Raw genomic sequence first — 13533 nt, 5'->3', positions numbered from 1 at the left:
AAAATATTTATAATCTGGACTTTTTCCTGCAGGAAAAGAAACAACCGAAATTGAACAAAGAGGCCCCGGATGGAAAAGAAACATGAACCTTTATTCAGAATCGAATGGATTAATGCAAAAAACTCTGAAGCTCTGGAAGACGCCTTTGATGTCCGCAGAGAGGTCTTCATAAAAGAACAAAACATACCCGAGGACGAGGAATTTGACGAAGCAGACTTAAGGTCCCATCATGTTATTGTGTATGCAAATTCAAGACCCGTGGCTACAGGCAGACTTTTAAAAGAGAGGGAAATGTGGCTTATAGGCAGGATTTCCGTCCTGAAAGAATGCAGGGGAAAACATGTAGGCAAACTCGTTGTAGATAAACTTCTGGAACAAGCTATTGAACTTGGAGCAGCAGAGGTTAATATTCATGCACAGACCCATGCAGTAAGTTTTTACGAAAAGTTTGGGTTTGTTGCTTTTGGAGATACTTTCCTTGAAGCTGGCATAGAGCATATCTCAATGATAAAAAAGATCTGATTTCAAGGCAGATAGAAGTCTATTAAGGTTCGAAGTTAATTGAGGTTCGAAGTTAATCCAGGAAATCTCAGTCCTTATAATGCTTCAATTCTTATTTTCGGGATACTTATATATTATCTGAGCAAAATCCTATATTTATGAGCTTGTATGCAATAGATGCGGTAGACAGGGCTTTTTTAAGGGCAAAAAAAGCTCTCTTTGAACCTTTTGATTTCTGGAAATGGATAAAACTCGCAGTCATTATCTTTTTACTGGGTGGTGCAGCCTCTAACTATGGAGGCTCGGGTACCAATTACCGGATGGACTCCGAAGATTTCGGAAACAATTTACCTTATGTCGAACCGGGTCAGATCCCCGGATTTCCTTCCGGGATGAATGGAATTGACCCTTACCATATGTACTTTCCGGAACCAGCGGGAGTTATTATTGCAGTAATAGTCTTTCTTCTGCTCCTGGCTCTACTCATATCCTACATCTCCAGCATCATGGAGTTTGTTTTTGTGGAGTCACTGGTAAAAAACGAGGTTAAGTTCTGGGCTTATTTAGGGGAGTTTATGGGAAAGGGGTTCTACCTCCTGCTGGTGCGTCTGGCTCTCGGGCTGGTTTTTCTCGTGTTTTTTGCAATAGCTTTTCTACCTCTTATTCCCACCATCCTTGAGGAGCCTTCTGACGTTTCCGTGCCTGTTCTTATAGGCGGGATTTTCTGGTTTATTGTTGTGCTCCTGATATTGGCTCTGATCGGGGTGGTAATAAATTCCTTTTTAAGCCTTGCAATTCCTCTTTCAATTTACCGGAACACCGGGATTCTTTCAGCTTTCGGGCTTGTCTTTGCAAACTTCAGGAAAAGCTGGAAGGAAGTTATTGTTTACTGGTTTGTCAGATTCTTACTCAGCATAGGAATAGCTATTTTTGCAATTCTTCTTTTCGGGATTACTATGCTGTTTTTAGGGCTGATTTTCCTTATTACCGATGGGATTCTGTACTTCCTTTTTTCAGCCCTTGTATCGGATTTCCTTGTCTGGATACTCCTTATTCCCTTTGTACTTATAGAGCTGGCATTGATCTTTGGAGCCCTTCTTTTCCTTAACGTACCCCTTGCCGTTTTCATGAAGTACCATCTCTTGAGTTTCCTTGAAACCTGGTTTGTCGGTGCAGAAATTCCCTTTTTTGATGCTCCTGTCCAGGAGCCTGAAAAGGGTTTGAGCGAAGCTGAGGTTAATTTTTGAGTTGAATTTTGATGTTTGAGTTAAATATAAGAAAATTCAGGGTTTTGAACCGACTTTAGAGTCGGTCTCCCTGAGTTTTCTGGATATTCAGGTCAGCATTTTAACAGCCGACCTCTTTTTTATGTCAGGACAAAGAACCTGTGTTTAGAAACTCTGCTTTTTTAATAATAATATACTTCCTGAAACTAACTATATTCTGCGAATATTCTTTCCGGATCTAATTCGGAAATCAAAGTTTGGGAGTTGAAAATAATGAAGCAGGAGTTCATCGAGAAATATTATCTGGGTAAAGAAGTAGAAATTGACATTGGAGGGAACACTACATATAGAGGAGTTGCTGCCGAATGCAAAGATGGGGTCCTTAGCCTTAAATGGACTATAAAAGAAGAAGGCTATACCCATATCGATATCGATAAAATTGCTGCAATGTGGAGAACCCTGAAGCAAAGGTAAGAAGATGTCAAAGTAAAACAATATCGTAAAATGATATTTAAAAACAATATCGTAAAATGGTATTGCAACAGGCGCAGTAAAATAATACACTTCAAAATTTGCTTATACTATACGAATTAAACTCAGTAGTAGAGGTAGCTGAAGTCTTTTCAGTTCCTCTACGGCTAAGTTTTAACTTTAAGGCGGGAAGTTTCCTTCCTCGATGTGAAGCAGCAGAGAGGAGTAGTTCACTTTTACATTCAAGCTTTTGAGGAGGGGAAAGAAGCCTCTACTATTTTATCCCAATTTTTTCTGTTTCAAACTCTTTCTTCCGGAAAACCGGAATCCTGCTGTAGATTTTGAGTTTTTATTCTCTACTTTCTAACCCGGATAGTTCTGTAAAAATATCGTGATAAAATATCGTGATAAAATATCGTGGTAAGTACTGTGAATAAGTATATGAATAGAAAACAATGGACTGTCTTTTCTGCTGTTACAATAAAGCTTAAATTAAGTACAGTAATTACTGAATAAACTGATTGGCGTGCAGTGAATCCTTTTATCCGTCGGAAAGGTGTAGATTTGCTTTCCCGGGTAAGGATATTTTGTACGTAAGATATTTGTCTGAAGTAAAGTATATAAGCGGTTGGTAAAGGACATTATATACTTTACTGTAGATTCGGTACCTTACCGGTCAGAGGTTTGTTATAGTATGCTGACCAGTAATTTACCCTGAAATCAGCGCTTACTGGTTATCAGTGCCAGCAGCGGTTTGTCAGTATTAGTATTGTCACCACTTACTGATTAGCAATTTATCAAGAGTTGTCAGTCAGCCGCAGGATAGGGCTTGAATCGACGACTTTTACTTCAGTTTATTTTTCATCAGGGAGACTCCCATATGATAAAAGAAATCACTGCCAAATACAATGCAGAACAAATTGAAAATAAAGTAACGCAGTTCTGGGAAGACAGCGATGCCTACCGGAAAACCCGGGAGCACCGTAAAACCGGAAAAAGGCTTTTTTTTGTTGACGGCCCCCCGTACACTACAGGACATATCCACCTGGGGACTGCCTGGAATAAGATCATTAAAGATTCTATTCTCCGCTATTATTCCATGAACAACCGCAATATCATGGAGCGCCCCGGCTGGGATATGCACGGTCTGCCTATTGAGGTTAAGGTCGAAGGTTTACTCGGTTTCAAGTCCAAGAAGGACATTGAGAGTTTCGGGGTAGGGAATTTCATTGAGAAATGTAAGGAGTTTGCCATAAACCAGAAGCAGGCAATGACCGAGCAGTTTGAGAAGCTCGGGGTCTGGCTGCAGTGGGAAGACCCCTACATGACCCTGAAAGATGAGTACATCGAAGCAGCCTGGTGGACCCTCAAACAGGCCGAGGAAAAGAACCTGCTTGATGTGGGCAAGCGTGTGGTCAACTGGTGTCCCCGTTGCGAAACCGCCATTGCCGACTCCGAAGTCGAATATGCGGACCGGACCGATCCGTCCATCTATGTCAAGTTCAAGGTAAGGGGAGAGGAAAACACCTTCATAGTAATCTGGACCACAACCCCCTGGACCATCCCCTCAAACATCGCCGTTGCAGTCCATCCGTCCTTCGAATACGCGAAGTTCAGGGCAGTCCGCCAGGACGGAAAGGAAGAAATCCTGATCGCAGCCACAACCCTTATTGAGAACGTGCTCCGGAAGGGCAGGTACACGGACTACGAAATTCTTGAAACCATGCTCGGGGAAGACGTTGCAGGCCTGGAATACGAGAGCCCCCTTGCAGACCTGATCCCGCGCCAGGCTGAATTCAAGCACAATGTCTACGAGGCCGAATACGTAACCGCAGAAAACACAGGCTGTGTGCACATTGCCCCGGGGCACGGGATGGACGACTTTAACGTCGGAGTCAAAAACGGCCTGCCGATTTTCTGTCCCGTAGGCCCGAACGGTTCCTACACCGGGGAAGCCGGCAAGTATGCAGGCATGAACATAAGGGAAGCAAACGCTGTTATCATCGAGGACCTCCTGGAGCGTGACAGGCTCCTTGCAGAGGGGACCGTGACCCACCGTTACGGGCACTGCTGGCGCTGCAAGACCCCGATCATCTACCTGGCGACCGAACAGTGGTTCCTCAAAATTACCGATCTAAAGGAAAAAATGCTCGAGGAAATCGATGCAGTCGACTGGTACCCCGACTGGGCAGGCTCGGCCCGCTTCAGGACCTGGGTGGAAGGCGCAAGGGACTGGTGCGTCTCCAGGCAGCGCTACTGGGGAATTCCGATCCCGGTCTGGAAATGCCGGCAATGCGGCAAGCTTGAAGTCATAGGGACAAAGGCAGAACTCATTGAAAAGTCCAGCAACGCTGGAGGGGAAATCGAACTGCACCGCCCCTACGTGGATGAAGTGCTCATTCCCTGTGAGTGCGGTGGGGACAAAAAGCGTGTTGAAGACGTTTTTGATGTCTGGTTCGACTCGGCTGTTGCTTCGTGGGCAACCCTGAAGTTCCCGCAGACGCAGGATCAGTTTGATGAATGGTGGCCTGCTGACTTTATTACCGAAGGGCATGACCAGACCCGAGGCTGGTTCTATTCCCAGCTTGGAGCAAGCATGGTCGGCTTTGGACGGGCGCCTTATAAGAGTGTGCTCATGCACGGCTTTACTCTTGATGCCGGCGGAAAGAAGATGTCAAAGAGCCTTGGAAATGTAATTTCCCCACTGGACATCATCGACAGGTTCGGGGCAGATACCCTGCGTGCCTACGTGCTTTCCTCAAGCGCACCCTGGGATGACCTGAAGTTCAACCTGGAGGAGATAGAAACTGTCCACCGCTCAATTAACATCCTCTGGAACGTTTTCAGGTTCCCGCTTCCGTATATGGCGCTTGACAACTTTGACCCGATGCAGGTCAGCCTGGACTCTGTAAAAGATGCCCTGCGGGAAGAAGACAGGTGGATTCTCTCAAGAGCCCAGTCCGTGGTAAAAGCTGTAGATGAAGCCATGAGCGGGTACCTGCTGCATAAAGCAGTTCGTGAGATTCTGGAGTTTGCTCTGGAAGACCTCTCGCGCTGGTATATCCAGCTTATCCGCCCGAGGACCTGGACCGAAGCTGACGACCCGGACAAGCTTGCAGCTTATTGTGTGCTTTACGAAGTCTATGTAACCATCACAAAACTGATCTCCCCCTTCATGCCCTACCTGGCTGAGGAGATGTACCAGAACCTGATCCGGAATGTGGATCCGAAAGCTCACGAATCCGTGCACATGTGCGACTGGCCGAAGGTTAACGAAGCCTATCTTGACCCCGAGCTTGAAGCAGCCATGAGCACTGCCCGCTCCATTGTGGAGGCTGCCTCAAACGCCCGCCAGAAGGCAGGAAGAAAACTCAGGTGGCCCATCTCCAGAATTGTTGTCTCCCCTGAAAGCGAGGATGCAGCAAAGGCAGTTGACAGGCTGCGTTCAGTCCTTATGGACCAGACCAATTCCAAAGCCATTGTGCTTACCGGTGTAGGCAAGAGCTGGGACGAACTCGGGCTTGAGGTTATCCCTGACCCGGGTAAGATCGGGCCTGTCTTCAAGAAAGATGCCGGAAAAGTTATTCCTGCCCTGCAAAAAGTCGACGGTGTTGCTTTAAAGAAAGCCTTTGCCGAAACCGGGGAATTCGAGCTCCCATTGGCCGACGGGACCACTGTAACAGTTACCCCGGGTATGGCAAACTTCAAAGAAACCCTGCCCGAAGGTACAGCCAGTGCTGAATCTGATGCAGGCCTTGTTTATGTGGATGCAAACCTTACTCCTGAACTCGAAGCTGAAGGATACTCAAGGGAAGTCATCCGCAGGCTGCAGGACATGCGGAAGGAACTCGATCTTGTTGTAGACGAAAACATCCGTGTCTCTGTCCGGATCGAAGACGAAAGGGTCTTAACGCTTGTTGAAACCCTGAAGGATCTGATTGCAGAAGAGGTTAGAGCCGATTTCTTTGACATAGGCAGCGGTATTGAGGTTTCCGGAGCCCTTGTAAAGGACTGGGATGTCGAAGGCATTGCCATGAAGATGGAAATTGCAAAGAAATAACTCTGCAATTAAGTTTAAGAACAAAACTCTATAAAAAAATCTAAGTTCAGAAACGAAAAACAGGAAAGGAGTGATTAAGATGGATTTTGCTGCCTGGGAGCCTATCTACGAACGAATTCTTGAAGACTTCGGGTTCGACCGCAAAGGTGATGAAGAGGCAGCCCGATTCCTTTCCCAAAAGCTGACTGAGAAAAACACTGCCAGCCTTTTCGAACTCAAAGACACGGTTTCAGGAAAGCCTGTCCTGGTCTGCGGAAATGCTCCAGGACTCAGAAACGAGCTTTCGAAAATCGACCTTTCTGCTTTTGTGATAATTGCAGCCGACGGAGCCGCCGCTGTCCTTATGGATATGGGCCGCGTGCCTGAAGTCATCTGTACCGACCTTGACGGTAATTCCGAAGCTGACATTGAAAAAGAGATTCTCGCCTGCACACGGGGCTCAATAGTCCTTATCCATGCCCATGGGGATAACATGGATAAGCTGGAAAAATACGTTCCGCGGTTCAGGCGCTTTATTGCAACTACCCAGGCCCGGCCTTTGGATAACGTTTACAGCTTTGGTGGGTTCAGTGATGGGGACCGCTGCGTTTTTGTAGCCAGGGAGTTCGGGGCTAAAAGCATCAGGCTGGCTGGATTTGATTTTGAAGATCCCTTAGTGAATCCGATAAAGAAAAAGAAGCTGAATTGGGCGAAAGAATTAATTGAAATGTTAGGGATTTGAATATGGAAGGCTCTTCTTCAGGATGATTGGGGTGCATAAGATCAGGAAATACCCAAAAACTAATCCTTGTAATGAATCAAACCCTCTCCTTTTAGAAAAGATTCTGTTAATTTGAATAAAAATAAGACAGTTTTACAGTTTTTGTTTAGACTGGAATAGTGTTTTTTTTCAACAAATTAAGGGTTTTTAAGGATTGAAATTGGATTTATTTTGAAAATAGAGCCTACTTTTTTTTTAATAACTTTTTTTCCATCTGGTTAGTGAAAAAAGGATAATAAAACCTTCTTTTACGATCAGATTAAGAGACTATTAAATTATAAATTGAATAAAAAAGTCGATCCATTTAGTCCCAGAGGGGTTTCTCCAGATTTTCGAGAACTATTTAATGATAAGGAAGAATTATTCCCCCCTTTTTATATAATTCGTGGTCTATTCTTATATGCTCACTAACAATTAAAATTTAGACATGTTAATCTTTAGATTAAGATTTACTCCTAAAATAACTTAGAAAAGCAATTGCTAGTGAGCATCAAACAATGGGTACACATTGGCTCTTGGAAGAGAATGTAAAGAGATTGTGTACATACAATGTTAAAAATTTTATTCTCTGGAGAATAGGTAAAGACGATAACCAAACAACTAAACGAACAACAAAGATACTAACAAACGGAGGAAACAATATGTTCGATCAATTTTTCATAAACTTCCTTTGCCAGTACTTCGATCAGTACTTCAACTTCTGGTAAAGACGATAATCAAACAACTAAACGAATAACAAAGATACTAACAAATGGAGGAAACAATATGTTCGATCAGTTCTTCATAAACTTCCTTTGCCAGTACTTCAATCAGTACTTCAACTTCTAAAGGACAACTTATTAAGAAGGTTTTGTAACTTGAATTGTAGCGAGAAATAATAGTCACCTTTTCAAGATATGATGAATAATTCCGCGGATTCATTTTGTTTTGAACTGGTGACTGTTATCTTTATTTTCTATTAAGTAATTTTTCTATTAAGTAATAGCTGCATCTACAAAAGTTAAGAAATAACAGATTCAATAGATTCCTGTAAGGCTGACTTGAATCATTAAGTCCCGTTCTTTTGAAGCTTTTCTGTTCTGGTAGGTCCTGGGAGAGTCTATTTAGTAGTTTTACTAAAGAAAATCCTAAGGTGTCGTGCTAATTGTTTTGACAATCAATAAAGAGACAATGAAATTATTTACTTCTTAAAATTACTGTATTTATGTCCCAAACGTAAATAATTACATTTACTTTATGTCCACAGAAGACCCGGAAAGCACGGAATGATTGTGCTCCAATTTCCTTCTTTCCGTGTTTTTCGTTAATCTTTCACTTGAGATTGGTAAAGGTATTTTGGTCCTTGACTATAATTAGAGGTTAAAGTGTAAACATAATTAAAAAATGGGGGGTTACAGACATTGATAAATCTCCAAATCCTGATCCGTGGAATGGCTCGAATGAGTTCCACTTAAAAAAACTCTTCCCCATTTACTAATGAACCGAACTATCTTGACTATCTCCAAACCAAAACATTCCCTTTCCTTAAATATCTTCAAAGGATTACTTGCAAATATTGCGTCTTTGACTAAGAAGTAAGTAAAATTTATTCTACTTGATTTATATAAATTAAAGATATATCTTATAATACTCATCGCAACTGAAACTTGGATATATCTATATTATATAATATCCATTAACTGAATTAATTTTGTAAACTGGTTGCCGTGAGTGTCAAATAAATTGGAGGGTTGATAGAGGGCCTTTAAGTGATGTTGTACAGATATCCATTTTAAAGAATAGTAAAGATGAACAAAAATACACTATTAATGAGGGGGAAATATAATGCCAGTAATCAATATATATATAATAATGAATTTATTTAGTTCCAACTTCAGCCAGTTCTTCTTCTTCTTAGCCTAAATAGCTTGAGAAGAACTAACCTCGATAGCCATCTTTTTGAAATATAATGGATAAATTCTCTAGATTCATTTTATCTTGAATTGATGGCTATTGGTTCTTACTTTTTTGTGAGTTGGCAGTTACATGTTCCTTTTCGGGGCTTCCAGTGTGATTATCTGAGTAGTTACTGCGATTTGAACCCTTATTTACGTATTTTCCGTGTTTTGTCTTTTCTAAAAAATTCTGATTTTATAGAAAAAAAGCTGAAGTTTTGATGTTTAGGAATGATAAAAATATAACTTCAAATTTTCAGTTTGGGAATTGATCTATAGTTCCATTTCCCCAAATAATCATTATTGGCAACAAAAACCCTTGATATTATATTTGAATCATTCCTTAGCCGAATTATATTTTCTAAATTAAGAATAGAAAAAACCCTTCAGTCTCAGCCGTATGTTTGCCCAGATTTTCGAAGACTATTAAATGATTAGAAATATTTATTCCACTACTTTTATATAATTCGTTGTTGTTATTCTTATTATTATCATTATTATTTTATATTCACTGGCAATTAAAATTAAATATACTCCTCTCCAAATGAAAATCAGTATCAAGAATAGTTTCAAAAAAATAATTGCCGTGAGTATAAATACCTATCTGGGGGTTGATAAGGGTTTTTTCAGTTTGGAAGTGTGGAATACTTTCAGCTTTATGTAGTCTCTGTGGAGTTTTTGCTGCTAATATGGGGTTTATAACTTTGACTGCAGATGACTAATGTATAACGGAAAGATAAACAAAGACAAACTAAAAGACGGGGGAATTATAATGTGTTGGTTTTTTGCCCACTTTATAATCATAAAAATTAAGTTCTGGATGCCTAGATTCTGTCGTCCTTGTTTCTTCTAAATTTGGGGTCTACCATTGATCTCATATGAAGTATATCTCTTCCGGAGATGTCAATTAACCATTAATGGCCATTATGACCATGTTTTGAAACGATCGTAATGGCTACATTTTAAATGGTCATTGTAGAGGATTATCTCTACTAAGCCGGAACAGAAACTTTTTTTCTTTTTGATATAACGGCAGGTAATTGTGAGCTTTTACATGGTTGGTATTTTTGAGTGAATTGAAAAGCGGTTTTCAAGTCCAATTTATATCTTATTTCTGCTTTTTTTAATCTGCAGATTCATTTGAACCTTTTATTGTCCTATCTGAACCATTAAAGGAAAGAACAGCTCTTCAAGGGTCGAGAAGATGACTTGAGAAATGAACAATGACAAAAAGGGTTGAGAAAAGCTGCATTTCAGCTTTTAGACTCTTATGGAGATGCTAATAGAATGGGACCTCAACAAATTGAATATATTTATTTTAAGACAAATATAATTATTCTGTGACAGATATAATTATTCAATGTGAATATGAAATGCTCATTCTTTTTTGTGGGGGCAAAAAATGAGGGAAAATTTTACAATCAGATTTTTTACTTTTTCGTAAAAAAGTACTTTTGAGGATTTCTACAAAACCAGATCTCATTGATGACGTGGGGTAATGCAAAATGAAAAAGGGAAAATGTCCAAAATGCGGGAGCGAAAATCTCGATATAGGCCATATAATTGGAGAACGTATAGGTTATGAGTCTGATAGCGAATGCTATTTTACCGGTCCCATACGCGAATTTAAAGTGCATGTTTGTTTAGATTGTGGATATGCTGAATTTTATGTGGATGTAGTTAATCGAATAAAAGTTGAAAGTTGAATCTAAAGTGTAAATATGTGTTATGGGTCCGCACAAGTGACAGAGATAGCGAAGCATTATATTTTAGAGAAAAGTATTGGAAATTGATCCATACAGTGCTTATGCATGGAATAAAAAAGGCGATATCCTCTTTTTGTTAAGCTGAAAAACAGTCCAGAATTCAGTAGAAATGGTGGAAAGGCTAAAAACAGCTGTCAAGATGTATGTATCCGGGTATCGCATAATGTTGAGGCGTATCATACGATACATGATGAGGCATCAATCTGGATACGACTTCATCAAACCGGTCTTGCCTTTCCACCGCATCTAATATAAGGCTTTTAGCCTTAGTCTACCACTTTCTAATCATCTATTGCCCTTTTTTCTTGCAGTCCTTCGCTCATCTATGAAACGATTCACTCATATAACGCCAGGGTGGAGTGATGATCGTAATGGCAGCGAAGAACTTTTCACGTATTTCTGCGGCGCAGAAATACGAATTATGATTGGCTTTTATTGTTATAAATAATTTTCCAGATCGATTTATATAAACTCAACTATTTTTAATATGAGGAAAACATTAAAGCAAAAACAAAGGATTATTACGTAAATATTTCTTGTTTTCACAGACTCTTCCGGGTGACACAGATCTAAAAATCAAAATGCATTCATGGTTCTCATAGTTTTGAGTAGCTTGAAAAATGGGCAGGAAAGAGGAAAGGTAGAAGTTAACAGCTAAATAATATTATTGATATATCTATAAATACAATTCTCCTAATATAATATTAACATTTCAATAATAATATTATGTGGCTTCGATGTGCATCAAACCTTCTAATATAATGTAATTCCCTCTATAATTCGATTTAGTTGCCTAAATCAATATTGTATTCATTACAAATGCTGTCTGATAGCCTGAAATACTACCAAATACTTTCGAATACTACGTATTCCAAATACAGAGGGTTGAAGTATCAAGTAATAAAAATTCATTAATAGGAGGTTGATTACTTGGCTTACAGGGCTCCATCCAGAGTTTCCGGAAAACCTCTACAGAGGAGTATTTTGTGCTTTATAGGGTTTCATAAATGGAAAAGAAGTGGAGGTTTGAACATCTATGCTTCAAATGTAAAAGAAAAGTATTTTGTGTGTACAAGATGTGGGAAAAAGAAAACGATATATGAACCTAAAAAGGATTGAAAGTTCAGTAAACCGGTTTGAAGCCAAAAACGCATTTTCTGGCATATTTACAATAAAATCACATGATTTCATCCGTCCAATTAGAAATACTACAGTATTTTCTTCTTTTTAAGAATCAGTGTGTATTCATTTTTTTCAGGGAGAAGGTCTGTGCCAGAAAAACTATATAGTCTTACCTTACAAATTATCCTGATCATATGCAAAGACCTGAACTTCTTCCCCTGGTTCTTGACCATAAAACCTTTTTCCAAAGCTCCTCTGATATAGTCAAGCGCAATATTCCAGTTTCCCCCTACCTGGATGGACATGAGATCAATTTGATCTATGGTCCACTCCATGTAGGCAAGACGTCTTTTCTGAAGCAGGTCGCAAGCCTTCTGCAGGGTGTGAAAGTTTATATTAATTTTGAAGACAGCAGGTTTAAAGAATTAGAACCTGAAAGTTTTCAGGAAATTGAAAAAATTGCGGCTGAAGTTTACATAAAAGAGAATGAAAATGATGAAGGGCAGATCTACTATTTCCTTGATGACGTTCACAATGTCCCCGGCTGGGAAAGCTGGGTTGACAGGCTTAACAAAGAAGGGGCAGGAGTCTTTGTAACATCTTCTTCCGCAAATATCATGAGTCCGGAGGTTTCGTCACGCTTTGCAGACAGGACAAGAGTCCTCACACTTTTGCCCTTTTCCTTTAAAGAATACCTTACTCTGAGAGGCCTCAGGATCCCAAAGCCGAACTTTCTCACCCCTTCCAGATGCGATGAAATGCTGTGCCTTTTCCTGCATTATTTTGAAAACGGCGGCTTCCCCGGCGTAATAAAAGATGGAAATTCCACACTTTCCCGAAAGTATTTTGAGGAGACTCTGCAGGCAGAGGTTATTGAAAAGCATAATATTCAGGATGCAGAAGGACTAAAAAGACTTGCAGTTTTCCTTATCTCGAACATGGCATCCGAGTACTCACTCGAAACCCTGAAAAAAGTGAGTGGTATCGATAGTGAGGATATTATCCGCTACTACTTTGACTATCTGGAAGAGGCTTTTTTGCTGTACCGAACCCCTATGTTTAATCACTCATCTGAAAACGGAAAAGAAAGCGGAAATGAAAATGAAAAAGATTTCCCATGTAAAGTTTATGCCGGAGATACAGGTTTCTTCAAGACGGTATACCCTAATTATCCGGACAGCCTGGGATTAAGATTTGAAAACCTTGTTTTTCTTGAGCTGCTTAGGCAGGGAAAACAAGTCTCATACTTCCGTGACAGGAGAGAATGTGATTTCCTTATAACCGAAAAAGATACAAAGGCTGTTAAGGCTGCGGTTCAGGTCTCAGTCTACTTCGGAAGCCCGGCAGTAAGAGAAAGGGAGGTTCTCGGGCTTATGACAGCAATGGAAGCATACGGGCTCAAAGAGGGACTTATTCTTACCATGGACGATGAAGGAGTCCTTGAGATCCCGGGCGAAGACGGGGAAAAGAAAACAATAATCATTAATTCTGTATGGAAATGGATGCTGGAATAAATATTCAATTTCCTTTCATCCTTATTTTATCACTCCTTACTCCGGTATCATTCCTTACTCTCATATAAATCTCATATAAATCCATTGGTCATCGGTTAAGCGTTAGGGAATCACTCTCGCATGTGTTTTTATAATAATAATCTAAATATTAGTGCATCTATGTCTCCTCGTCCCCCACC

The 13533-nt window shown here is 40.4% G+C and carries 8 protein-coding genes; all 8 read left to right on the top strand.

All coding sequences use genetic code 11. The features are described from left to right. The first annotated feature begins 69 nt into the window (after positions 1–69). The 8 genes from EO98_RS09715 (at position 70) to EO98_RS09685 (ending at position 13354) form a co-directional block, all read left to right on the top strand. Positions 70–522: a GNAT family N-acetyltransferase gene (locus EO98_RS09715; RefSeq protein ID WP_048139702.1), complete on the top strand. Its 453-nt coding sequence runs from the start codon at positions 70–72 to the stop codon at positions 520–522. A gap of 137 nt (positions 523–659) precedes the next feature. Continuing rightward, positions 660–1748 carry a hypothetical protein gene (locus EO98_RS09710; RefSeq protein ID WP_048139699.1) on the top strand — a complete coding sequence of 363 codons (1089 nt, stop codon included), beginning with the start codon at positions 660–662 and terminating at the stop codon, positions 1746–1748. A gap of 252 nt (positions 1749–2000) precedes the next feature. After that, entirely contained in the window at positions 2001–2201 is a 201-nt protein-coding gene (locus tag EO98_RS09705; RefSeq protein WP_048139698.1) for an MM0924 family protein, read from the top strand. Positions 2202–3078: 877 nt separating this feature from the next. After that, the gene (gene ileS, locus EO98_RS09700) at positions 3079–6258 is read left to right on the top strand and encodes an isoleucine--tRNA ligase (protein ID WP_048139696.1); all 3180 of its coding nucleotides are present in this window, start codon (positions 3079–3081) and stop codon (positions 6256–6258) included. A 79-nt stretch (positions 6259–6337) separates the two neighbouring features. Next, positions 6338–6979, top strand: a complete 642-nt coding sequence (locus EO98_RS09695) for a 6-hydroxymethylpterin diphosphokinase MptE-like protein (protein WP_048139694.1) — start codon at positions 6338–6340, stop codon at positions 6977–6979. Between the two features lie 3478 nt (positions 6980–10457). After that, positions 10458–10658 (top strand): hypothetical protein, encoded by a 201-nt coding sequence (locus tag EO98_RS09690; RefSeq protein WP_048139693.1) that lies wholly within the window; start codon positions 10458–10460, stop codon positions 10656–10658. 990 nt (positions 10659–11648) lie between these two features. Then, complete coding sequence (locus EO98_RS17890) at positions 11649–11837, top strand: hypothetical protein (RefSeq protein WP_082098558.1); 189 nt, start codon at positions 11649–11651, stop codon at positions 11835–11837. A 197-nt stretch (positions 11838–12034) separates the two neighbouring features. Beyond that, the gene (locus EO98_RS09685; RefSeq protein WP_048139691.1) at positions 12035–13354 is read left to right on the top strand and encodes an ATP-binding protein; all 1320 of its coding nucleotides are present in this window, start codon (positions 12035–12037) and stop codon (positions 13352–13354) included. Positions 13355–13533 lie beyond the last annotated feature (179 nt).

Source organism: Methanosarcina sp. 2.H.T.1A.6 (assembly GCF_000979455.1).
Classification (GTDB): domain Archaea; phylum Halobacteriota; class Methanosarcinia; order Methanosarcinales; family Methanosarcinaceae; genus Methanosarcina.
This window is presented reverse-complemented; position numbering and strand designations above follow the sequence as displayed.